The organism is Halomonas sp. (assembly GCF_052095695.1).
Lineage (GTDB): Bacteria > Pseudomonadota > Gammaproteobacteria > Pseudomonadales > Halomonadaceae > Vreelandella.
On the sequence record NZ_JBQDLQ010000055.1, the window covers coordinates 1 to 24,067 of the forward strand.

General features: G+C 53.8%; 21 protein-coding genes and 1 pseudogene. 15 read left to right on the forward strand and 7 right to left on the reverse strand.

The genetic code is table 11. From position 1 onward, the window contains the following. The 10 genes from ACTH5D_RS11785 to ACTH5D_RS11830 form a co-directional block, all read left to right on the forward strand. On the forward strand, positions 1–1,645 hold a 1,645-nt coding region (locus ACTH5D_RS11785; RefSeq protein ID WP_441671453.1), incomplete at its 5' end, for a glutamine--tRNA ligase/YqeY domain fusion protein. A gap of 24 nt (positions 1,646–1,669) precedes the next feature. Next, positions 1,670–3,058, forward strand: a complete 1,389-nt coding sequence (gene cysS, locus ACTH5D_RS11790) for a cysteine--tRNA ligase (protein WP_441671455.1) — start codon at positions 1,670–1,672, stop codon at positions 3,056–3,058. A 163-nt stretch (positions 3,059–3,221) separates the two neighbouring features. Then, the gene (osmF, locus tag ACTH5D_RS11795; protein WP_441671457.1) at positions 3,222–4,163 is read left to right on the forward strand and encodes a glycine betaine ABC transporter substrate-binding protein OsmF; all 942 of its coding nucleotides are present in this window, start codon (positions 3,222–3,224) and stop codon (positions 4,161–4,163) included. A gap of 49 nt (positions 4,164–4,212) precedes the next feature. Continuing rightward, a complete protein-coding gene (locus tag ACTH5D_RS11800; protein ID WP_441671459.1) occupies positions 4,213–5,409 on the forward strand; it encodes an ABC transporter permease in 1,197 nt (398 codons plus the stop codon). Continuing rightward, the gene (locus ACTH5D_RS11805) at positions 5,406–6,368 is read left to right on the forward strand and encodes an ABC transporter ATP-binding protein (RefSeq protein WP_441671461.1); all 963 of its coding nucleotides are present in this window, start codon (positions 5,406–5,408) and stop codon (positions 6,366–6,368) included. Before ACTH5D_RS11800 ends, ACTH5D_RS11805 begins: the two co-directional genes overlap by 4 nt. Further along, a complete protein-coding gene (locus ACTH5D_RS11810; protein WP_441671463.1) occupies positions 6,361–7,101 on the forward strand; it encodes an ABC transporter permease in 741 nt (246 codons plus the stop codon). Before ACTH5D_RS11805 ends, ACTH5D_RS11810 begins: the two co-directional genes overlap by 8 nt. A 134-nt stretch (positions 7,102–7,235) precedes the next feature. After that, positions 7,236–8,438 carry a thiamine pyrophosphate-dependent dehydrogenase E1 component subunit alpha gene (locus tag ACTH5D_RS11815; RefSeq protein ID WP_441671465.1) on the forward strand — a complete coding sequence of 401 codons (1,203 nt, stop codon included), beginning with the start codon at positions 7,236–7,238 and terminating at the stop codon, positions 8,436–8,438. A gap of 1 nt (position 8,439) precedes the next feature. Beyond that, a complete protein-coding gene (locus ACTH5D_RS11820) occupies positions 8,440–9,417 on the forward strand; it encodes an alpha-ketoacid dehydrogenase subunit beta (RefSeq protein WP_441671467.1) in 978 nt (325 codons plus the stop codon). A gap of 38 nt (positions 9,418–9,455) precedes the next feature. Continuing rightward, a complete protein-coding gene (locus ACTH5D_RS11825; RefSeq protein ID WP_441671469.1) occupies positions 9,456–10,739 on the forward strand; it encodes a 2-oxo acid dehydrogenase subunit E2 in 1,284 nt (427 codons plus the stop codon). A gap of 5 nt (positions 10,740–10,744) precedes the next feature. Beyond that, positions 10,745–12,592: a protein kinase domain-containing protein gene (locus ACTH5D_RS11830; RefSeq protein ID WP_441671471.1), complete on the forward strand. Its 1,848-nt coding sequence runs from the start codon at positions 10,745–10,747 to the stop codon at positions 12,590–12,592. Between the two features lie 10 nt (positions 12,593–12,602). Here the strand turns inward: ACTH5D_RS11830 and ACTH5D_RS11835 are convergent, their stop codons facing one another. From ACTH5D_RS11835 to ACTH5D_RS11865, 7 genes and pseudogenes are all read right to left on the reverse strand, one after another. Continuing rightward, the gene (locus tag ACTH5D_RS11835) at positions 12,603–13,232 is read right to left on the reverse strand and encodes an ABC-type transport auxiliary lipoprotein family protein (RefSeq protein ID WP_441671473.1); all 630 of its coding nucleotides are present in this window, start codon (positions 13,230–13,232) and stop codon (positions 12,603–12,605) included. After that, positions 13,229–14,170 carry an MlaD family protein gene (locus ACTH5D_RS11840; protein WP_441671475.1) on the reverse strand — a complete coding sequence of 314 codons (942 nt, stop codon included), beginning with the start codon at positions 14,168–14,170 and terminating at the stop codon, positions 13,229–13,231. Before ACTH5D_RS11840 ends, ACTH5D_RS11835 begins: the two co-directional genes overlap by 4 nt. A gap of 6 nt (positions 14,171–14,176) precedes the next feature. Then, a complete protein-coding gene (locus tag ACTH5D_RS11845; RefSeq protein ID WP_441671493.1) occupies positions 14,177–15,001 on the reverse strand; it encodes an ABC transporter ATP-binding protein in 825 nt (274 codons plus the stop codon). Further along, positions 15,001–16,030, reverse strand: a pseudogene (locus tag ACTH5D_RS11850) (ABC transporter permease). Before ACTH5D_RS11850 ends, ACTH5D_RS11845 begins: the two are co-directional and overlap by 1 nt. A 92-nt stretch (positions 16,031–16,122) precedes the next feature. Beyond that, the gene (locus tag ACTH5D_RS11855) at positions 16,123–16,944 is read right to left on the reverse strand and encodes an IclR family transcriptional regulator (protein WP_441671477.1); all 822 of its coding nucleotides are present in this window, start codon (positions 16,942–16,944) and stop codon (positions 16,123–16,125) included. A gap of 103 nt (positions 16,945–17,047) precedes the next feature. After that, complete coding sequence (locus ACTH5D_RS11860) at positions 17,048–18,256, reverse strand: 3-oxoadipyl-CoA thiolase (protein WP_441671479.1); 1,209 nt, start codon at positions 18,254–18,256, stop codon at positions 17,048–17,050. Positions 18,257–18,287: 31 nt separating this feature from the next. Next, positions 18,288–19,811, reverse strand: coding sequence for a 3-hydroxyacyl-CoA dehydrogenase (locus ACTH5D_RS11865; protein ID WP_441671481.1), 1,524 nt, complete (start codon positions 19,809–19,811; stop codon positions 18,288–18,290). 226 nt (positions 19,812–20,037) lie between these two features. Here ACTH5D_RS11865 and ACTH5D_RS11870 point away from each other — a divergent pair, with 226 nt between their 5' ends. From ACTH5D_RS11870 to ACTH5D_RS11890, 5 genes are all read left to right on the forward strand, one after another. Further along, positions 20,038–21,189 carry an acyl-CoA dehydrogenase family protein gene (locus ACTH5D_RS11870; protein WP_441671483.1) on the forward strand — a complete coding sequence of 384 codons (1,152 nt, stop codon included), beginning with the start codon at positions 20,038–20,040 and terminating at the stop codon, positions 21,187–21,189. After that, on the forward strand, positions 21,189–22,790 hold the full coding sequence (locus ACTH5D_RS11875; RefSeq protein WP_441671485.1) for a class I adenylate-forming enzyme family protein: 1,602 nt from the start codon (positions 21,189–21,191) through the stop codon (positions 22,788–22,790). The genes ACTH5D_RS11870 and ACTH5D_RS11875 overlap by 1 nt, the downstream gene beginning before the upstream one ends. Continuing rightward, positions 22,787–23,263, forward strand: coding sequence for a PaaI family thioesterase (locus ACTH5D_RS11880; RefSeq protein WP_441671487.1), 477 nt, complete (start codon positions 22,787–22,789; stop codon positions 23,261–23,263). The genes ACTH5D_RS11875 and ACTH5D_RS11880 overlap by 4 nt, the downstream gene beginning before the upstream one ends. A 136-nt stretch (positions 23,264–23,399) precedes the next feature. Next, positions 23,400–23,726: a hypothetical protein gene (locus ACTH5D_RS11885; RefSeq protein WP_441671489.1), complete on the forward strand. Its 327-nt coding sequence runs from the start codon at positions 23,400–23,402 to the stop codon at positions 23,724–23,726. A gap of 35 nt (positions 23,727–23,761) precedes the next feature. Next, positions 23,762–24,034 (forward strand): NAD(P)H-dependent flavin oxidoreductase, encoded by a 273-nt coding sequence (locus ACTH5D_RS11890; protein WP_441671491.1) that lies wholly within the window; start codon positions 23,762–23,764, stop codon positions 24,032–24,034. The last annotated feature ends 33 nt before the right edge of the window (positions 24,035–24,067 follow it).

The following is a 24,067-nucleotide window of genomic DNA, read 5'->3' on the forward strand; positions in this document are numbered from 1 at the left end:
TCGCAACCAAGTACGCGACGAAATCGAGGGCGGCCAGGTCACTAAAATCGTGACACGCTTCCCACCGGAGCCAAACGGCTTTTTGCATATCGGCCATGCAAAGGCGATCTGTTTAAACTTTGGGTTGGCGGAGCAACTGGGTGGCGAGTGTCATTTACGTTTTGACGACACCAACCCGGCGAAAGAAGAGCAAGCCTACATTGATGCGATTAAAGAAGACGTCAGTTGGCTAGGCTTTGAGTGGGCAGGTCCCGTGCGTTTTGCTTCGGACTACTTCGATCAGCTTTACGCCTGGGCGCAGCACTTGATGCGTGAAGGAAAGGCCTATGTCGACGATCTTTCACCTGATGAAATTCGTGAGTACCGCGGCACGCTGACGTCGCCAGGCAAGCCTAGCCCTTATCGCGAGCGTAGCGCCGAAGAGAACCTGGATTTGCTAGCGCGCATGCGGGAAGGTGAGTTTGGTGAAAGTGAAAAAGTCGTGCGTGCAAAAATTGACATGGCGTCTCCTAATATCAATCTTCGCGACCCCATCCTTTATCGTATTCGTCACGCCAGCCATCACCAAACGGGCGATAAATGGAAAATTTATCCCTCCTATGATTTCACCCACGGTCAGTCGGATGCCATCGAAGGCATTACTCACTCAATCTGCACCTTGGAATTTGAAGATCATCGCCCCCTTTACGAGTGGTTTTTGAACAACCTGCCGGTGCCTGCCAAACCGCGCCAAATGGAGTTTGCCCGGCTAAATCTGGATTATACGCTTACCTCCAAGCGCAAGCTGAAGCTGCTGGTCGATGAAAACATTGTCAATGGCTGGGACGATCCGCGCATGCCGACTATTTCTGGCATGCGCCGTCGTGGCTACACGGCGGCTTCTATTCGTAAGTTCTGCGAGATGATTGGCGTTACTCGCGCTGATGGTGGCTTGGTTGATATCGCGATGCTGACCCACGCGATTCGCTCGGATCTTGAAGACAATGCACCGCGAGCCATGTGCGTCTTGAAACCGCTGAAAGTAGTGCTGACCAACGTTCCGGCAGACCACGAAGAAATGTACGACGTGCCTGGGCACCCAGCGCGCGATGATATGCCGATGCGCAAGGTGCCGTTCACTCGGGAACTCTACATCGACCAAGAAGACTTCATGGAAGATGCGCCCAAAAAATTCTTCCGCCTGGCGCCAGGTAAAGAAGTTCGTTTGCGCAATAGCTATGTGATTCGCTGCGATGAGGTCATTAAAGACGTTGCCGGCGAGATTACCGAGCTGCACTGTTCGGTTGATTTTGACACCCTGGGCAAAAACCCTGAAGGGCGTAAGGTTAAAGGTGTGATTCATTGGGTTAGCGCACCTCACGGCGTGCCGGTAGAGGTGCGTCTGTATGATAACCTGTTCACCATTGAGCAGCCTGATCGTGATAAAGATGTCGATTTCCTTGAGCACTTAAATCCTGGGTCTTTGGTGGTGTGTCACGCTATTGGCGAGCCTAGCCTTGCTGAAGCTACTCCTGAGTCACGCTTTCAATTTGAACGTGTCGGATACTTCTGCGCTGATCGTCACGACACTACGCCGGAAAAGCTCGTGTTTAACCGTACCGTGGGTCTGAAAGACAGTTGGGCTAAAATCAAGCAGAAGGGTTAAGGGCTGAGAAACATGGATAGGCATATGCATATTTACAATACGTTGACGCGACGCAAAGAACCTTTCACCCCGCTAGTGGCGGGAAAAGTGAGCATGTATGTGTGCGGCATGACGGTGTATGACTATTGCCACCTTGGGCATGCCCGCGTGATGGTCGCCTTTGATGTCATCACGCGCTATTTGCGTGAGCGTGGTTTTGAAGTCAACTACGTACGCAATATTACCGATATCGACGACAAAATCCTCAAGCGCGCTGATGAAAATGGTGAAAGCATCTTGGCGCTGACTGAACGCATGATTGCAGCCATGCACGAAGATGAGGCGCGTTTATTCGTCTTGCCGCCGAGTCACGAGCCGCGTGCCACCGGGCATATTGGCGATATCGTGGCCATGATTGAAACGCTGATTGAAAAAGGTTATGCCTACGCAGCTGATAATGGAGATGTCTATTATCGGGTACGTAAATTTGCAAGTTACGGCAAGCTTAACAACCGCCAGCTTGACGATATGCGCTCAGGTGCGCGGGTTGATATTGATGTTAACAAAGAGGACCCGCTCGACTTCGTCCTCTGGAAAGCGGCTAAACCGGGCGAGGCGCACTGGGTGTCGCCCTGGGGCAACGGTCGCCCTGGCTGGCATATTGAGTGCTCTGCAATGTCGACCTGCTGTTTGGGCGATACGTTTGATATTCATGGCGGCGGGCCGGATTTAACCTTTCCGCATCATGAAAATGAAATTGCCCAAAGCGAAGCGGCCACTGGCAAAACCTACGTTAATACTTGGATGCATGCTGGGGCCGTGCGTGTGAACCAAGAGAAGATGTCCAAGTCGCTGGGCAACTTCTTTACCATCCGCGACGTGTTGGCTGAACACGACCCCGAAGTAGTGCGTTTTCTGCTGGTGGCGAGTCATTATCGTAGCCCTATTAACTATTCAGTAGATTCACTGACGGAAGCAAGAAAATCACTGACGCGCTTATACACGGCGCTGCAGGATGTGGAAGCCAGCGTCGCAAATAGCACAGCGTCAACCTATAGTGAGCGTTTTACTCAGGTCATGGACGATGATTTCAACACTCCAGAAGCGCTGGCCGTATTGTTTGAATTAGCACGAGAACTCAATCGCGCCAAGCAGGAAAAGCCTGAAGAAGCGCCTCGCCTTGCCGCTGAGTTAAAGCAGCTTGGCGCTATTTTGGGGCTATTTCAGCAAGCGCCACTAACCTTCTTACAGGGCACGCAGCTGGCGATACCACTGAGTGAAAGCCAGATTGACGCTAAAATAGCGCAGCGCATAGCGGCCAAAGCGAATAAAGACTTCGCCCAGGCTGATGCGATTCGCGATGAGCTTGCCGCGCTAGGTATTATTCTTAAAGATGCCCGGGAAGGGACGTCTTGGACCTTTGAAGCGCCTTAGCGTATATCCATTAAAATAGCTTGGCTGAGATAGGCTCTGACTTAAACGCTAATGGTCTTTTTATACTCAAGACGCTGAAGGCTCTTATACTCAAGACGCTGAAGGCTCTTATACTGGATAAGAGCCTTAGCCGACAAAAGCCCACTGCAAAAGGAATTCCAAGATGCGCTTTTCTGCTAATTCTTTCATGGCAAATTGCTTCATTGTTAAGCCCTTGATCGGTGCCTGTGTCGTATCCTTGGCGGCATTCTCTTATGCCAGCGCTAATGAGCCGGTGGTCGTCTCATCCAAAATCGACACGGAAGGTTCGGTGCTGGGTGAGCTGATTATTCAGACTCTGGAGCGCAATGATATTGCTACCGAAAATCGGTTGCAGCTAGGCGCTACCAGCGTGGTTCGTACAGCCTTAGAAGCTGGTGAAATTGATGTGTACCCAGAGTACACGGGGAACGGCGCCTTCTTCTTTGATATGACCGACAGCGGCGTGTGGAACGACGCTGACCAGGCATATGAAACCGTTCGAGAACGCGATGTCGAGCAAGGCTTATTGTGGTTGCAACCTGCTAGCGCTAACAACACCTGGGCAATGAGTATTCGTGAGGACGTCGCCGCCGAAAATGAGCTAGTGAGCTTAGACGATCTGGCCGCCTATTTAGCGGACGGTGGCGTGTTCAAATTTGCGGCAAGCGCTGAGTTTGTTGAATCAGCTCTAGCGCTTCCAGCGTTCCAGCAAGCCTACGGCTTTACATTGGGCGATGATCAGTTGCTGGTGCTTTCCGGAGGTAACACCGCCGCTACTATGCGCGCCGCCGCGCAGCAAACAAGCGGTGTTAACGGCGCTATGACGTATGGCACGGACGGCGGATTAAAAGCCCTGGGTTTAGTGGTTCTGGAAGATACCAAGGGCGTACAGCCCGTTTATCAACCTGCGCCCGTAGTACGTGAAAGTGTCCTGTCCGAGTATCCGGAAATGGAGGCGTTACTTAACGAAGTGTTTGTCACTCTCGACTTAGATACGCTGCAAACGCTTAATGCCGATGTGGCTGTTAACGGCTTGTCGCCGGCCCAAGTGGCTAGTGACTATCTTGACACGCTGGATCAGTAGCGCCTGATCTCGTTAATCACTAGCCTTTGATGCTCAGGATGATTTATTGATGTCGCTACGGGATGCACTGCCGACACCCCGCATCCACCATGGGCTGCACCCTAATGTTGTGCTGATTAGCCTTAGCGTTGCCATGCTGGCGGCATTTTGGACATTAGACATGGTGAGCATGGCTCCCAATCGAATTGTATTGGGAACAGGCTATAGTGCACTGGCCGCGTTTGGCTGGCCCGGTGTGCTGTTAGCCACGCTACTTTTCTGCGCCATTAGTTTTTTAGCGTGGCAGCCAAGTCAGCGCTACTACCAAGCGTTGTTAGCGGTGCTGGTCATGCTGATGGCCTTAATGCCATTCGGATTAATAGTCAGCAGCTTTTTATTAATTGAACCTGAACTTGCCCAGGCGCGTTTAGGCCTGGGAGCGGGATACTGGGTGACGCTGTTTATACTGTTGCTGTGCTTAGTAGAGCTACGTTTACGCCTAAATCTTACGCGCCTATGGCCAACGCTGCTGCTCAGTGGCATTGCTTTAGTGTGGTGGCTGTGCGCCACGCTCTGGTTAGATAGTCTTGCTTTGGTGCAAGAGTTTAAAGCGCGTGATCAGCTATTTGTCCGCGCTGTTGGCCAGCATATGACGCTGGTGGGTATTGCCGTTAGCGTGAGCATTGTATTGGGGCTTGCGCTGTCGTTATTAATGCGCCGCTACGCACGGCTACAGAAAGTCGCCTTCACGGTACTCAATTTCCTTCAAACGATTCCTAGCATTGCACTATTTGGCTTACTGCTGGCACCGCTTGCCTGGCTTGCCGCGAACGTGCCTTTTTTAGCCAAGCTTGGCGTTAGCGGTATTGGCACGACGCCCGCCTTGATCGCATTGATAGCCTACAGCCTGCTTCCCATGGTACGTAACACCTATACCGCGCTTGAAGAGGTTAGCCCTGTGGCATTAGAGGCTGCCAAAGGTATGGGCATGCGTGCTAGCCAGCGATTTTGGCAGGTGCGGTTGCCGCTGGCGCTACCGGTGCTGTTAGAGGGCATTCGCATTACCACTGTTCAAGCTATTGGATTGACCGCCGTGGCGGCGCTGATTGGTGCAGGGGGGCTTGGCACCTTTATTTTTCAAGGTTTAGGCCAGGCGGCCATGGATATGGTTTTGCTTGGCGCATTGCCTATTTTAATGCTGGCTCTCGTAGTGGATGCAGGTTTGGGGGCGCTGGCTGAAGCGCTGCGTCCCGGGGGAACAAGATGATCGAGCTTGCGCACGTCTCTAAGCGATTTGGCAGTGAAATCGCGGTAAATGACATTTCGTTGCGGATACCCAAAGGCAAGTTCTGTGCATTAGTCGGCACCTCCGGCTGCGGGAAATCGACGACGCTACGTATGATCAATCGCTTAATCGCGCATAGCGAGGGCGAAATCACCCTCGATGGAGCGTCGATCAAAACGTACGACCCGGTAAAATTACGCCGTCGGATTGGCTATGTTATTCAGCATACGGGGCTATTTCCTCACTGGAGCGTGGCGCGCAATATCGGTCTGGTTCCGCGGTTGTTAAAGTGGCCACCAATAGACGTTCAGGCGCGTGTAGAAGAACTGATGCAGTTGCTAGGCTTGCCGGTGGAAGAGTTCGGGCATAAATATCCCCACCAACTTTCGGGTGGCCAAGCGCAGCGGGTAGGCGTTGCGCGCGCACTCGCTGCCAATCCCGATATTATGCTGATGGACGAACCCTTTGGCGCGCTTGATCCTATCACCCGTGAAAAACTGCAGGATGAACTAGCAAAACTGCAGACACGAATGCACAAAACCATTGTGTTCGTTACTCACGATATGGACGAAGCGCTGAAGCTAGCCGACCACTTGATTGTCATGCGAGACGGACAGATTGTCCAACAGGGCTCACCCCTTGCACTGTTAAAGCATCCCGCCGATCCTTTTGTTGAATCGCTGCTAGGCGGCCTTGAGCGGGGCCTGAAACAAGCGGCACTAACGCGGGTTAAAGACCATATGACATCGCTGGGTTCAGCGCTGCCTGCCCAGTCACGTATTCCCGCGGACTTTTCACTGCGCCAGGCGCTATCTATGATGCTACGCGACCATAGCGACCGGCTAACCGTTGTCGATCAGCATGATGTGTCTGTCGGCGAGCTTTCGTTACGCAAAGTTGTAAAAGAAGCCCATCTGGACAAAGGCAGTTCGCGTGAGTAATGCGCTATGGCGATGGCCGCTGCTGTGGATCTCGCTACTGCTTATCAGCGTTGTGGGAATGTCTACTGGTGAGCCACTTTTTCACTGGATAGAACCCGATGCTCGGCAGGTAATTTACAGTCGCGCCGATTTTTATGTGCTGCTCGGGCGTCATCTTTTTGTTGTCGGCATCGCGGCGCTGGTGACGATTAGCGTTGGTGTTTCAGCGGGAGTTGCCGTCACCCGCAAGCGGGGGAGCGACTTTCTCCCTTTGGTAGGCCAGGTAGCATCATTGGGTCAAACCTTTCCGCCGGTGGCCGTTTTAGCGCTGGCAGTGCCAGTGCTGGGCTTTGGCACGTTGCCTATTATTGTGGCGTTAATGCTTTACGGGCTGCTTCCCATTGTGCGTAACACTCTTACCGGGCTACAAGAAGTTGATGCTGAACTCATAGCCACAGCTCATGCTATGGGCATGACGCCGCTACAAATATTACACCAAGTAGAGCTGCCCTTAGCGGCCCCGGTTATATTGGCAGGCATCCGCATTTCGGTGACGATTAATATTGCCACAGCCGCACTAGGCGCGACCGTCGGGGCCAGCAACCTGGGCGATCCGATTATTTCCGGCATCGTTAATGGCAATATGGCCTATGTCGTTCAGGGGGCACTGACGATTGCGTTATTGGCGTTGTCGGTCGATAGTCTGTTTGAAGTGCTGCAACGCCAGCTGCGTTCTCGTCTCTCTGCGTCTTAAGTAGCATCCCTAAAATCCTTGTGCTGCGTTACTGTCGCAGTAGTTGTGTTGGCCAATGGCAGATAAATCCACTGGCATGAATGGCCTTAACCAGCAACACGGCCCTCATAAGGGGTAAAACAAGGACAATATTCATGACAAAGTACGTACACCAGCCGGATTTTATGACCGGTGATGAGCTTTCGATACCCACGTTTAGCCTGCTTGATCCCGAAGGCGACCTTTACCCAGGCGCCGAAGAGCCCGCCCTTGAACGTGACCACGCTCGGCGTATTTATCAAGCGATGCTAGCTACGCGTATTTTAGACGAGCGGATGCTGGCGGCTCAGCGCCAAGGGCGTCTCAGTTTCTATATGCAGTGCACCGGCGAGGAAGCGGCCGTTGTGGGTACCGCTGCGGCGCTTAAGGACGCCGATATGATCATGGCGCAGTACCGTGAGCAGGGCGCCTTGATGTATCGCGGCTTCTCTATTGACGAGTTTATGAATCAGCTCTTCGGCAATGACCTGGATTACGGCAAGGGTCGGCAAATGCCGATTCACTACGGATCGCGTAAGCTTCACTACATGACCATCTCGTCGCCTTTAGCGACACAAATCCCTCAGGCAACGGGCTATGCGTATGGGCAAAAGCTAGCGGGTAACGGTCACTGCACGCTAACCTTCTTTGGCGAAGGTGCCGCGTCAGAAGGTGATTTCCACGCCGCGTTAAATATGGCGTCGGTGCACCAGGTCCCGGTCATTTTTTTCTGCCGTAATAACGGCTATGCCATTTCAACACCTGCCGTTGAGCAGTTTGCGGCTGACGGCATAGCACCGCGTGCCTTTGGCTACCATATGCACGTTATTCGCGTTGACGGTAACGATGTGCTGGCCGTCTATGAAGCGACCCGTCAGGCACGCAAAATCGCCGTGGAGCGCAACCAGCCGGTACTGATTGAAGCGATGAGCTATCGCCTTGCGGCACACTCATCCTCTGATGACCCTTCTGGCTATCGTTCTAAAGACGAAGAAGAACTATGGCGCGCCAAAGACCCGGTGCTACGGCTTCACAAATGGCTTTTGAAAAAGCAGTGGTGGAGCGAAGAAGAAGAGACCGCTCAGCAAGAAACATTGCGTCGTGAAGTACTGGAGACCATGAAGCGCGCTGAAAAACGCTCATCCCCGCCCCTTGAGAGTTTAATCAGTGATGTATATGCCGACATTACCCCCGAGCTGCAGCGTCAATTTGATCAGCTTAAGCGGCATATTCGTCGTTATCCGGATGCCTATCCTCGTGGCGCCAAGTCGCTAGATTTGGACGTCGGCTCGGGCACTGATTCTCAAGGAGAGGCGTAACATGGCCACAATGAATATGCTCCAGGCGATCAATAACGCTCTGGACATCGCCATGGCAGAAGATGAAAAAGTCATTTGTTTTGGCGAAGATGTGGGTATTTTTGGCGGCGTTTTTCGTGCCACTAGCCATCTGCAGGAGAAGTATGGCAAGTCGCGCTGCTTCAATACGCCGCTGGTTGAGCAGGGCATTATCGGGTTTGCCAATGGCTTGGCAGCCCAAGGCTCAGTGCCCGTAGCGGAAATTCAATTTGCCGACTACATTTTTCCGGCCTTCGATCAAATCGTCAATGAAACTGCCAAATTCCGCTACCGGTCAGGTGACCTATTCAACGTCGGTGGGCTGACCATTCGCACTCCATATGGTGGCGGTATCGCGGGCGGTCTCTATCACTCCCAGTCGCCAGAAGCCTATTTTACCCATACGCCAGGTTTAAAAGTGGTGGTGCCGCGTGATCCTTATCAGGCCAAAGGGTTGCTGCTGGCTGCTATTCGTGACCCGGACCCAGTGCTTTTTCTGGAACCCAAACGTCTCTATCGCGCCGCGGTAGGCGAAGTGCCCGAAGAGGACTTTCAACTGCCCATTGGTGAAGCAGAAGTAATCAAAGAAGGTACGGATATCACCGTGGTCGGCTGGGGCGCGCAGATGGACGTTATTGGTAAAGCCGTTGAATTGGCCGAAGAGCAGGGCATCGCCTGTGACGTCATTGACCTGCGCACGCTGCTGCCTTGGGATGCCGATACGGTTGTGGAGTCGGTGCTTAAAACAGGCCGCCTAGTCGTGAGCCATGAGGCGCCGTTAACCGGCGGCTTCGCCGGTGAAATTGCTGCCACCATTCAAGAACGTTGTTTTCTCTACCTTGAATCGCCCATCGCCCGGGTGACAGGGCTTGATACGCCTTTTCCGCTGGTATTGGAAAAAGAGTACATGCCTGATCACCTGAAAATCTTTGAAGCGATTCGCGAAAGCGTTAACTTTTAGCGGCTGAAAGCGCCTAAAAACGCATGGGGAGAATAACAATGAGTGATTTTTTACTACCTGATATTGGCGAAGGCATTGTCGAGTGTGAAGTCGTCGAGTGGCACGTTGCTGAAGGTGACGTTATCGCTGAAGATCAGCCGATCGTTGAAGTCATGACCGATAAGGCACTGGTTGAAATCACCGCGCCTGAGGCGGGTATCGTTACCAAGCTTTACGTGCTTCAAGGCCAAATTGCTAAAGTGCACGCGCCGCTTTATGCCTACCACATTGACGCTGAGCATAAGCCCGCTGGCTCTGTAACCTCGTCGGTTGCCGACCAATCCGGCACTGATGAAATGCCGGTGCTACCTGAGCATGGTTTAGACTTATCGACGGACACGGCCACTCAGAAGTCCGGCGGCGAGTATGCGGGCGGCTATAAAGTCCCTGCAAGCCCCGCCGTTAGGCGCTTAGTGCGTGAGCACTCCCTAAGGCTTACGGACATTGCGAGTAGTGGCAAAGATGGCCGAGTGCTAAAAGAGGATGTGCTGGCGCATTTAGACCAAGCGTCGCCAACTACTGCCTCTGCTAACGCGGCACCGAGCCAATCAGCGCTAGCAATGCCCGCCAACGGCACAGAGCCCAGGGTCGAGCCGTTACGCGGCATACGGGCCGTCATGGCGAAACGTATGGTAGAGGCGGCCAGCACGATTCCTCATTTCCACTATGGCGAAGAGATTGATGTTACCGCGCTACTATCCTTAAGGGAGCGCTTAAAACCGCTGGCAGAGGCCCAGGGCGAGCGGCTAACGTTAATGCCGTTCTTTATGAAAGCGATGTCGCTGGCGGTTGCTGAAACGCCTATTCTCAATGCGCAGTTAAATACGGCGGGCAATGAACTGCATTACTACCCGCAGTGCAATATCGGTATGGCGGTAGATAGTAAAGCGGGCTTGATGGTGCCCAACATTAAAAGCGTTGAGCGGCTAACCTTGTTGGAAATAGCCCGTGAAGTAGGCCGGTTAACGACGTCAGCCCGTGAGGGGAGAGTCGATCAAGCCGATCTCAAAGGTGGCACCATTAGCATATCGAACATCGGCGCTTTAGGTGGTACCTACGCCTCACCGATTATCAATGCACCGGAAGCCGCCATTGTTGCTATTGGCAAAACCCAGTGGCTGCCGCGCTTTGATGAAAGCGGCGCGGTTGTGCGTCGTGCCATCATGACCATTACCTGGGCAGGTGATCATCGCTTTATCGATGGCGGGACGATCGCGCGTTTTTGCAATACTTGGAAGGGATTTTTGGAAACGCCGGACGCTATGCTGCTCCACTTGGCGTAACGTTGATGTCTCAGCCACCGCTTCAGCAGTTTTATATACCCGAAGAGCAGTCGGTATATCTGCTGAGTCATCACGATGCCCGTAAGCTAAAAGACTGGGTAGCACTGTGCCAAGCGCAGCTCACTCAGTTAGGTTACCAAGGCATTGAGTTAATAGGTAAAGGGGCGTATGGCTTCGTATTTGGCGGTAGTGCCACGCGCCAGGGCACTACCGCCCATTACGTATTTAAGTTTTCACGCATCACCTTGCCAACGCATTTGCAAGAGCGTCTTGAGGAAGAGGCGTTCATGCTTGATCAGGTCTCGCACCCGCGAATCCCCGGCTTGATTACCTATCAGCGCTCTCGCGGCCAGTCTATTCTGGTGATGGAGCGTGCACCCGGCTGGAATTTAGAGCAGATCTCGCTTAAGCAGGGGCGTCTTTCTGTGCGCTTGATCGTGCGCATTGCCGCTCAGCTGGCCGGTATTGTTATGGCCCTGCGGAGAGAATCTGGGCCTAAGTCTCGGGCGGTGGTCCATGGTGATATCAAACCCTCCAATTTGGTGTATGACCCTGAGCACGAATCTATTGCGCTAATCGACTGGGGCTCATCGGTGTTTGCTCAGCTAGATGCAGAGCTGCAGTTTGTTGGCGCCAACGTGATGGAGCTGATGTCGGACAATCTGCAGCAAACCAATGCCCGCCTAGGAGATGTTTACTTTATCGGAGAGGAGCAGTTGAACGGGGCGCTCTCATCGCCGCGGTTTGATGAGCAGGGTGTTGCGGGCACTCTGTATGCTCTTGCTTCTGCTCAGTCCTGCCGCTTTGGCCACCGGGCTATTCCTGCCAGCTCACTGGGCTTACCTATGGAGTTTGCGCGTACTTTGGATGGCATGCTGGATCCGGATGCTTACATTCGGCGCAAAGCCGGCGACTATTTTTTACAGCATATGTCGCGAATGGCCAGAATAGTGATGATCGATCTGCCCACATCTCTCGATGTGCCGCTAGTACCTGTTTGGGGCCGCCCGGCTCAGCAGGAAATTGATACCGTTGTGTATAGCTCACGCAAAGCTTTTCTACGCGAAGCCAATGCCCCAGAAACCCTTAATGACGTCAATGATGTGCAGCTGGATCGCTATTACAAGCAGTTTATGCAAGGCATGGGCGAGACTGAAAAAGCATTTTTGGCTTCGGTAAGCCGCTTAGGCAAATACCCCGTAGTGGGTGGTTTGGCAGTGCGCTGGGAGCGGGAAGGGGTATATATCGACTCTTCGCTAAACCTTCACGACCCTGCACTCAAGCCTGCTTTTATAGAAGCAGTCAATAACATGGTGCACTTGGCCCGGGCCATCCATCGGCAGGGAGTATTTAAAAGCTGCCTGTTTAATGCTCGCCAGACCTTGCACTTAGAGCGTGCTTCAGCAGATGACGTATTTGTCCGCGAATCCACGATGACCATCAGCTATGAGCTAAGTGCGATGCCAGAGCTTGAAGACCGTACGCGCCAGCACAGCTATTTTGAAGACGGCCCAGATCCTGAGGAGCTGCTGGTGCTGCCTGCCTCAATAATGCGAGTGTTGCAGCAGCTCAACGATATTCACCACACCGGTATGATTATTTTTGAAGCGCTGCCTCAGCATCTCAAAATCCACAGTTACTACCGGTTACTAGACCCTGGTAAAGAGCGTGAGTTTGGTATGCTATTGGACAACATTCTGGCATCGGTTAGCGAAATTGAAGGTCTGGGAGTATCCGGGTTTATGAAAATGCCCTATAAAGACACCCGCTATTTTACTCACCTTGAGAAGCAGCCTGAGCGCTTTTATCCTCGCGACCCGCGGGAGTATGTCAAGAAACAGGCAACGCAGTAACGTCCAGGCGCTAGTGGCTGTGCGCATTAGCAATCACGTCTGACTGCTGTGCCAGCCAGGCTGTCAACTGCTCTGTCAGCTCATCGCTGGCAAGGCCAAAGGCATCCACCACATCAGTAATGTCAACGCTGGCAGCCTGCGCGCTGGCGCTAAAGCCCATGGCAGCCAGGGGCGCTCGGTTCTGAGTGCCAAGCAGTTGCACGTCAAGCTGCACCTTAACCGTCGGTGGCTGGGTAACATAGTCGCTCTGGAAGTGGCGAAGCTCGCTGAGTAGCAGCAAGTCATGCGGTAGTCGATCACTACCTACGCCTGCAAACAGCTGGCTCTGCTGTAGCCCATCTATCAAACGCGACTGCAGCAACTCAGGCGTATCTTCGTGCCAGCGGGCATCTTCATAAACATTGACAATAGCGCGCTCGGGATAGACCACAATCCGGTTACTGCTCAATAAATAGCCCGCTTCCGGTGCCGCAATGCCAAGACGCTGGTTAGCTAGCGGCGCATGAGAGGCGGCGACAGCTATGGGGGCAGCGGGCAAGCGATAAAGCGTCGCAGGCTCACTTTCGGGCAGTATTGAACAGCCGCTGGTGAATAGCAGCGCAGTGCCAACTAAGATGATCGCCGTGTGCCGATAGTTCATGGGCGGAACTCCTTTATCTGATCTCGGCCCAGAAGGAAGTCCGTCGGGCTGTCTTCTAACTGACGTGTAATCCGGTCAAGGGTATTCAGCGTAGAGCGAAGCGACGAGAGCGCCGGCGCAATATCTTGTGCGCCTTGCAGGCTGCCCTCAATGGCGCCAGCATTGGTCTCTACTAATTGTTCGATGCGCTGTGCCGCGCTGGCCACATCGCGGCTGGCGTCGGCAGCGCTTTGCATCACTAATCGGCCATCTTCGCGCAGTAGCTGCGAGGCTTCTTGGCTAAGTGCATCGATGCTTTCAAGGGTAGTGGTCGCCTGCCGAGATACATCACTGAACAGCGCCATGTTTTCGTCCAGAGCACTCTGCTGATTTGCGATCATTTCAGTGATGCGGGCGATGTTGTTGAGAATCGTACCAGCCTGTTCACGGTTGTTATCATCAAACAGGTCGTTAACGCTTTTTAAAATGGCGTTAATGTTCTCAATCATATCCTCACCTTCTTCGAACAGTGTTGCGATGGGGGAAGGGGCTGACTGAATGAAGGGAGCATCGGCATCATTTTGATCAATCAGACGTTGGCTTTCCGGCGTGCCGCCGTAAAGCTGTACCGACATGCTTCCGGTGATGCTCGCAAACGCAAGCTTCGCTCGCGTGTCGGTTTTTATCGGCGTGTCTTCGTACACCCGGATATTGGCAACCACTTGGCGCGGATCATCAGGGTCTAGCGTAAGCTCGGTGACATCGCCTACTTCGATGCCGTTATACTGTACCGTGCTGCCAATTGATAAACCGCTAACGCTACGTTCAAATAAAATGCGATAAGGCTGGTAGTCACGTTGCCCGGATGCGTAGCTCATCCATAGTGCAAACAGTAGCGCTGCGGCCACGGTCGCCAGGGTAAAAAAACCAATTAAAACGTGGTGCGCGCGCGTTTCCATGTGCTGTCACTCCGGGCTGTCTGTAGTAGGCGAAGACGCGGTATGAGCACGTTGTGCGGCTCGACCACGTGGCCCGTGAAAATAGTCTTGAACCCATTCATCGTCCGTTTGCGCTACTTTATCGATGGTATCTACTACCAGCACTCGTTTTTGCGACAGCACGGCAACTCGATCACATACGGCATACAGTGTATCCAAGTCATGGGTAACCAAAAACACGCTGAAACCTAACGCATTGCGAAGTGTTACCAGCAGTTGATCGAACGAGGCAGCGCCGATGGGGTCAAGCCCGGCCGTCGGTTCATCGAGAAATAAAATGTCGGGATCAAGTGCTAAGGCACGGGCTAGGGCGGCACGTTTTATCATGCCTCCTGATAGTGATTCGGGAAATTGCAGCGCTGCCTCAGGCGGTAAACCGACTAGCGAGAGTTTCACTCTGGCGAGGTGCTCTGCGTCTTCGCGAGGCAGCTTGGCGTGTTCAATCAGCGCCAGCGCAATATTCTCTTGCAAATTTAGCGAGCTAAAAAGCGCCCCTTGCTGAAAAAGCACGCCAAAGCGGCGCTCTATGTTACTGCGCTCTGTTTCACTAAGTTCGTGAAGCGCCGTGCCAAGAACTTCGATCGCGCCCTCATTGGGTCGCCTAAGTCCTACAATGCTGCGCAAAAGCACTGATTTTCCGGTACCAGAACCGCCCACCACGCCGAGAATCTCTCCACGTTGAAGCGTTAAATCCAAGTGATCGTGAACAACGTGAGAGCCAAAGCGGTTGACGAGCCCGGTTACGTTAATCACCGAGTGGTCTTTGGCCTGTTTCGGAACCTCTGAGTGTATCACCAGCCCATCTCCATAAAGAACAGCGCGGCCAGTGCATCAATCAGAATCACCATAAAAATCGACTGCACTACGCTAGACGTCGTATGTGCACCTACCGACTGGGCGCTGCCGCTGACCTTAAAGCCCTCTAAGCAGCCGATAACGGCAATCACAAAGGCAAATATCGGTGCCTTGCTAAGACCAACTAAAAAGTGCACCACGGACACATCTTTTTGCAGCGTATTCATAAATTGCGTCAGCGAAATATCCAGTGACAGTGTCGCAACCATGGCACCACCGGCTAAGCCCCTGTGCTTGAAGGGCATCAATTTCCTCGTTGGATTTCATGGCGCCAATTTGGGCGGTAAAGGCGCTGGCGGTTCGCCCCGCTAAGAGTATTGCGGCAAGCAATACGCCAAATTCACGTAAGAATGAGTACGCGACAAGATCGATGGTATAGACCGTGGCGCCAAAATCTGCCAACACTGTCGCGCCAAGAAACGCCACCACGGCGCCGACCATGAAGGTCAATAACGCAACAATAGGTACGGCGTTAAGGCCGCTTTGCTGAATATGTGCAACCGTCGCCGTTAATCGCCAGCGACGTGGCCGAAACACTAGATGAAATAGCGTGGCCACCACAAGGCCAATAAACGCCAGTAGCTGGCGCTGCTGCGACCATAGCGCCACCATGTGCTGTCCAACGCTTGCAAGCGCCTGGCTGATGCGTGAGTAAGAGGGTGGTTCAACATCAAGCGGCGCGTCCATGGCTTCAGCAATACGAATGAGCAGCGCCTGCTGCTCTTTTGGCAGCTCATCTGCCCATTGTGCAACCGTGCGCGATTTCTCAATGCCGATAAGCTCAACAATCAGGGTCGCACCCGCTGTATCTAGCCGAGTAATAGCCTTTAATGAAATGTGTTCCTGTGACTTTTTACCAATCTCACTGTGTGCAATCGCTGATTTGATAGAGCGATAATTGGCAAGCGTCCATTCGCCCTGTAGTGCCCGTGCTTGATCATCACCTGCTATCCACTCGCTTGGCATCCCCACTCCTTGGCGCTCATTATGTTAATGCGCTTCTTTAGAAAGCTATGATGCATTCAAACGAGCGTTAGTTAAAGCCTCTCGCGTTGCGTCTATCGCGCAGTGCGGGATCTGGGCGCTAGCTCTTGCTTAATATAGGTGGCCACTTCTTTTAAGCGCGGACCTAAGTTATTCACCAGCCGATCATGATCAAGGCGCAGGCTCGAGCCGCCGCAGTTAATAGCCATTACCTCAGCGCCATCTTCTAATATTAGCGGCATGGCGACTGCACTAATATCGCGCTGCCAATCCTGCTCAGAAAGACAAAAGCCGTATTTTTCAAAATCTTGCATGCTTTGCTGAATACCCGCTTGATAGCGCGGCCATTCGCTGCCATACGCTTCGGCAAGTTCCTGCAGAACCTGCTGGCGACGCTTTTCAGGCAGGCCACACAGCCAGGCGCGACCAATGGCGGAGGTGGCGATGGGTAGTCGGGAGCCTGTATCTAGACGAATAATAAGCGGGCCGTGGCCGTGGCAGGTTTCCAAATACACCATATCGCTTCGGTCCGCGCCGCCCAGGCTAACGTTGCAGTCGGTAGCATCGGCAAATTTTTGCAGATGTGGGCGGGCAATTTCGCGAATGCCCATATTAGCCAGAAAACGGTAGCCCAGCGCCAATACGCCGGGGCCGAGTCGATATTTCTCCAAATGAGTGTTGTGCTGAAGATAGCCCAGCTGAGTAAGCGTATAGGTTAAGCGTGAAACGGTAGGGCGCGGGATATGGGTACGGTTTGATAGCTCGGCATTGCCTAAATACTCTTCTCCAGCGCCAAAGGCGCGCAGCAGCTCTAAGCCGCGCGCAAGCGCGGTGACAAAGTTACGATCTTTTCCAGACAGTTGCAGGTCGTCGGCATCAGTGTCAAAGGGTTGCATGCAGTGTCCCAACAATAGGTGGCTTATGGTGCCCAGTATCGCATATCTACTTAGGCACAGCTTTGCAGTCAGTCAACGAAAAAGGAGCCGTTATAAAACTATCTCAGCCATCCAGACGTTCAATGATCGTCGCGATACCCTGGCCAACGCCAATGCACATTGTCACCAGCGCATAGCGCCCGCCGCTGGCTTCTAGTTGACGCAGAGCTGTGAGCGCCAAGCGCGCGCCTGAAGCACCTAGCGGGTGGCCGATTGCAATTGCGCCGCCGTTAGCATTTAAACGTGGGTCGTCGGCGTAAAGCCCTAGCTGCTGAACGCAGCCAAGGACCTGAACGGCAAACGCCTCGTTAATTTCAATAACATCCATCTGGTGTAGGGTCAGGCCTGCGCGAGCCAGAGCTTTTTGCGAGGCAGGTACCGGCCCTAGCCCCATCACGCGTGGCGCAACGCCAGCAACGGCGCTTGCTACAATCCGCGCGCGTGGGCGCAAACCTACGTTTTGGCCAACTGCCTTGGTACCCACAATCATTGCCGCGGCGCCATCGTTCAGCCCCGAGGCATTGCCAGCCGTCACGACACCGCCTTCAAACAAAGTCGCTAGATTGCCCAGCTTGTCTGCAGTGCTTTGTGGGCGAGGGTGTTCGTCTTTATCTACCAGCAGAGGCGGTTGTTTACGGCTTTGGGAAACCTCAACGCCAACGATTTCGTCATCGTAAAAACCTGCTGCCAGTGCTTGGGCATAGCGTGCCTGGGATCGGGCTGCAAAGGCATCGCTGGCGTCACGATCAATATGTAGGTCGTGGGCAATATTGTCAGCGGTTTCGGGCATGCTGTGACTGCCATACTCTTTGCCAATCCATGGGTTGGGGAAGCGAGAACCGATCACCGTGTCGTACATAGGCTGAGTGCGCGCATACGCGGTATCCGCTTTACCTAAAACGTAGGGCGCTCGTGACATGGACTCTACGCCGCCGGCCAGAAACAGCTCACCCTCACCTAGCCTCGCTGCGCGTGCAGCATCCATGATGGCTGACAAACCGCTGCCACAAAGCCGATTGACGGTTTGGCCCGCCACTTCGATAGGCAAACCCGCCAATAGGCCTGCATGGCGCGCTACGTTACGCGAATCTTCACCGGCCTGGTTGGTGCAGCCCGCTAACACCTCTTCATAGCTCTCAGGTGCGAAAGGGTTGCGCTCCACCAGTGATTTCAATGCCAATCCCAGTAATTCGTCAGGACGAACGGTGGCTAAGCTGCCGCCGTGTCGGCCAAAAGGGGTGCGTAAACCGTCGTAAATATAGGCGTCTTGCATAGTGATGCTCCTAGTTTTTGATATGAGCCAACTACGCTGCGGTGAGCGATATGTTAAGCGCAGCGCGGCGGCGCAGCCACGGGCTAGGGCGATAGCGTGGGTCACCGGTAGCATCACATAGATTTGTGAGTATGGTCATAATGCGAGCAGCACCGTAGTGGTCACCCATGCGCAGCGGCCCGAAGGGATAGCCTAAGCCCAGCTCAACAGCACGATCGATAGTGGTCGGGGCCGCGACACCCTGCTGGGCAATGTCGGCACCCACGTTGACGATGCAGGCAATTACACGCTGAAGAACAAAGCCGTTACTGTCCTGAAGAACGCTCACAGGCGTGCCGTCGTGACTGAGTAAACTAGACGCCGCTTGAAGGTAAGCAATTTGAGTTATCGGTGTGGCCATCAGGCTGCGGCGATTATTGAGCCCGGCTAGCATATCGACCGCGACGCACTGCTCGGCTTCTAGCCCCTGGCGGAGCGCACAGGTGGTGGTATCTTCACCAAAAGGCGTTAGCAGGCACAGTGCTTTCGCTGTGGGCTGCGCCCCGGCTTCCAACGGCCAGCCAGCCGCGGTCACTAATTCGGTGAGCGCCGTGGCGCTTTGTGGGTCGTCCTGGCTGATCCACACAGGGCAAGGTGGCATAGACCCAATAGTGGGTTCGTCTGGCAGTTGCTGCTTGCCATCCACGTAGCGATAAAAGCCTTCGCCCGTTTTACGACCTAGTAAGCCTGCGGCCAAGCGTTGCCGCGTTAATGGCGAAGGGCGAAAGCGCGTTTCTTCGTAGTACTGATGGTATATCGATTCCATCACTGCATGGGAGACGTCTAGCCCGGTGAGATCAAGCAGCGTAAACGGGCCCATACGGAAGCCGCCCTGGTCGACCATAATACGGTCAATGGTAGCCGGGTCCGTGACGCTTTCACCAAGAATTCGCAGCGCTTCGGTGCCGAAGGCGCGGCCGGCATGGTTCACCAGAAACCCCGGCGTATCGGTTGTTTGGGCCGTGAAGTGGCCCATGGCCTTACCTAAGGCATTGACTCTTTTGGTCACGTCTTCGCCCGTGCGCAGGCCGGGGATGACCTCGGCAATTTTCATCAGCGGAACGGGGTTGAAAAAGTGAAAGCCGATGACCCGCTCGGGGTGCTGGCAGGTCGCGGCAATGGCCGTTACCGATAGCGATGAGGTGTTAGTCGCTAACACTGTCTGCGGGCTAACGATGGCTTCTAAATCGCGAAACAGCCCCTGTTTGGCGTCCAGCTTTTCGACAATAGCCTCGACGACAATATCGCAGGGGGCGAGATCGGCAAGTTCATTTGTTTCAATCAATCGCTCACTATAGTGCTGTGCTTGATCGGTGCTGATGCGCTGCTTTTCGGCGCTTCGCTGCCATAGGCCGTTGATAAATGCGTTGGCTTCTTTTACCGCCCCTTCTTTAACGTCGAACAGCATGACCTGAAGACCCGCCTGGGCCGCCAACTGAGCAATGCCACGACCCATGGCGCCGGTGCCCACAATGCCAAGCGTGGTGAAGGGGGATACTATTGATTCGCCAGACATGCGCCAAATCCTCTTTGCCATTAGGTTCTTATTTTGCGATCAATCGTGCTTTTGTTTTGCATTGCAAAATAGTGTTTCAATTATTGACTGCTATCCTAGGCTATGCAAAAGTGCCTGACAAGCAATGTGGACGCTAGTTTTGCATAGAGAAACTATTTGATTGCACATCTAATATCAGCATTAACGTCTAACGATAAAAAGCCATCTTTTGCCACCTGGAGCCGTCATGATCCGCGATCCCGAACTGATTAATCAGCTTGTTGATACCATCGCTCGCTTTGTCCGTGAACGCCTAATTCCTAATGAAGCGCGGCTAGCTGAAGAGGACGCGGTGCCCGCAGAGATTCTAGCTGAAATGAAAGAAATGGGGCTTTTCGGGCTATCTATTCCTGAAGAGTACGGCGGCCTGGGCCTGACGATGGAAGAAGAAGCGCTGGTGGCAATGGAAATTGGTAAAACGTCGCCGGCGTTTCGTTCGGTGTTTGGTACCAATAACGGTATTGGTGCTCAAGGTATTTTGATTGATGGCACTGAAGAGCAAAAAGCCAAATACGTGCCGCGCTTAGCCACAGGTGAAATTCTAAGTTCCTTCTGCCTGACCGAGCCAGACTCAGGCTCTGATGCTGCGAGCCTGCGTACCACCGCTGTGCGCGATGGCGATGACTATATTTTGAATGGTACCAAGCGCTACATAACAAACGGCCCAGAGGCCGATCTATTTACGGTAATGGCGCGCACCGATCCTAACAATAAAGGCGCTGGCGGGATTTCTGCCTTTATTGTTGAAGGCGATACCCCAGGGTTAGTGCGCGGGCCTGCGGATAATAAGATGGGGCAAAAAGGCGCTCACACCTGCGATATTATTTTTGATAACTGCCGCGTACCTGCTGAAAATATTATTGGTGGAAAAGAGGGGCAAGGTTTTAAAACAGCGATGAAGGTACTTGACCGAGGTCGGCTACACATTTCAGCAGTCTGCGTTGGCGTGGCTGATCGCTTAGTGGAAGAGTCATTGCGTTACACCATGGAGCGCAAACAGTTTGGCGCGGCGCTGTCCGAGCATCAACTCATCCAGGCGATGCTGGCAGACAGCAAAACCGAAGCCTACGCAGGCAAGGCCATGGTAATGGACGCGGCGCGGCGCAAGGATGACGGTGAAAACGTCTCTACGCTGGCCTCTTGCTGCAAGCTGTTCTGTGCTGAAATGGTAGGTCGTGTTGCCGACCGCGCGGTGCAGGTTCATGGCGGCGCGGGCTATATGTCTGAGTATGCGGTGGAGCGTTTCTATCGCGACGTGCGGTTATTCCGTATTTATGAAGGCACGACGCAAATTCAGCAGCTGGTGATCGCCCGTAATATGGTGCGGGAGGCGTCCTAATGGCTTTGTCGGTTTCCTATCAAGCGCCAGATGAAGCCATTTTTGGACGTCTTGCTAGCGAGTTAATTGCAGAGCTTCCTGAGCGACTCAGTACCCGTGTGCTTGAAAATACACAGCGTTTTGGCGATCAGCCTGCGATTGTGGATGGTCACGTCCGCTGGAATTATGCAGAGCTTGGCCAAGAAATCAACGCCGCCTGTGACTGGCTAACGTCGATGGGCATTCGCCCTGGCGATCGTATTATGATGGTGAGTGAAAACTGCCGAGCCCTGGTGGTACTGCTGCTGGCTGCCAGTGAGTTGAATGTATGGGTCGCCATTGTCAATTCGCGCCTTTCGGCCCAGGAGGTCGATCTTATTCAGGGCAACTGCCAGCCGCGGCGAGTTTTTTACACCTGTGATGCTTCGCCAGAGGCTTGCCAACACGCCGATCGACATGGTGCGGATCGCTATCAGCATCCTCAACTGGGCGGGCTGGCCATCTCTTCGCTATATGAAAGCGAGCCCGAACCGGTCAGCGCGAGCGGTGCCGAACAGGTGGCTGCAATGATTTACACTTCGGGAACCACAGGCACGCCCAAAGGAGTCATGCTGACGCATCGCGGCATACTTTATATTGCGTCGATTTCCGGTGGCATGCGCCATTTAAGCCACGGGCAGCGCGTGTACGGCGTGCTGCCGATTTCTCACGTTTTTGGCCTTGCCTCGGTGTGTATGGGGTCGCTGTACAATGGAGCCTGCCTCTACACCGTGCCGCGTTTTGATGCCGCTCAGCTACTAATAGCGCTTAAGCAGGAGCGCATTACCGTTCTTCAAGGCGTGCCGGCGATGTATTCCCGTGCGCTAGAGTTTTTAAAGCGTGAGCAGCGCCCGCTAGACGCCCCCGCGTTGATCTATATCTCTGCCGGCGGCTCGCCTCTTGATAGCGATACCAAGGGCCGCGTGGAAGCCATGTTTGGTCAGACGCTGCACAATGGCTACGGCTTAACCGAAGCGAGCCCGACGATTAGCCAAACGCGTATAGATGATAGCCACGCCACTAGCACCGTTGGCCGCGTACTGCCTTTACTCGAGTATCGTCTTGAGCCGCTTAGCGACAGCGGTACGGCCGAGCAGCCCGACGATGAGGTCGGCGAGCTATGGGTGCGTGGTCCCAATATTATGAAAGGCTATTTCCGTCAGCCAGAAGCGACTCGCGCCACGCTCAGCGATGACGGCTGGCTGAATACGGGTGATATTGCCCGGCTAGACCATGACAACCAGTTGTATATTGTAGGGCGTAGTAAAGAGCTGATTATTCGTTCGGGGTTTAATATTTATCCCCCGGACGTAGAAGCCGTTGTTAACGAACATCCTGCGGTTACCTTAACGGCCGTCGTGGGACGCCAAATCGCAGGCAATGAAGAAGTCGTGGCGTTCGTGCAGTGCGAGCTAGGCGTTGAGGTTGACATGGCAGAACTCAAAGCCTTTATCGCCGAACGGCTCGCACCCTATAAGCGTCCCACTCAAATCGTGTTAATGGATGCTTTGCCTTCCACCGCGAGCGGCAAAATTCTGAAAGGTCGACTACGCGATTTAGCACAGCAGGAGAGCGACTCATGAATGATTCGCACTGCAATGACACGCCTCAACAGGTACTAATGGGCTATCACGAATTGCTGGGTATGCACGTGGTGGAGTGGCAGTCGGGACGCGTCGTGGTTGAACTCATCATTGAACCTAAACATCTTAACCGCAGTGGCAATGTTCATGGCGGCGTATTGGCCTCAATGTTAGACAGCGCCTTAAGCCTGTCAGGTTTGCACTGCGACGTACCGGGCAATATTCGCCGTGGCATGACGCTTTCCCTGACCACCACCTTTGTAGGGCCGGCTAAGCAAGGCGTGCTGCGGGCAACGGGAACGCTGCGTGGAGGCGGGCAGAAAATCTATATGAGCAGTGGTGATATCGTTGATGCTGCCGGGAACCTAGTGGCGATGGGCGAGGGGGCATTTCGTCGCCGTAGCGGCAGCGAATCGCCGCAAGGCCTGCCTGACGATGCACCGCAAGCTCAGGCCAACGTATCCGTAGAGTGAGCAAAGCCCGCCTGCGGGTGTCTTATTTGCTGTTGGTGACTCTCGCGACGCTGCTCCGAGGATTTTCACTGGCCCCGCTGATTTCTCCTATGGGTATCGGCGTGGCCGTGGTGCTATCGAGTCTGCCCGAGTTTAGTTGCCATGGCTGCTGTCACCCAGTACCAATGAGATTGTAGTGCTGGGGGCTGCGGGCTATTTAGGGCATCTATGCGTTGGGCTAGTCGATACCCAGCAATTGGCGTCGCTGCTGGGTATGCTAATAGTGGTCGGGCTTGCCCAGGTAGGCGTTAATCCTATCGTAACGGTGACGTTATTGGTCGGCCTGCTGCCAACCTTAGGCATCGCCTGCTTTAATTGGTGCATCGTTAATGGTGGGCTGGGCGCTGGCGCTAATGTCCTCGCCAATGACGGCCTCCATGCTCATCTTATGCGCCGAGTTCAAGGTGCCGCTGGTTATTACTAGCCTGCATGCGCCTAATCGGGTCGTTGAACAGGTGCATGTACGGCAGCCTGGTTTTCCACGATGTGACTACCCTGCGACAGGCTCAAAAAGCCATTGATGCCGGTGTCGATGGCTTGATTTTGGTATGCCACGGCGCTGGCGGCCATGCAGGGCGACTCAATCCTTTTGCCTTTGTAGCTGAAGTACGTCGTTTTTACGATGGGCCGCTTGTGCTCGCAGGCGCGATCACTAAAGGTGAGCAGATTGTGGCTGCTCAGGCGCTAGGCGTGGACTTGGTGTATATGGGAACCCCCCCAGTGTCAGGATGAGTGTCGCACCCTCTGATACCCTGTTCTTATAAA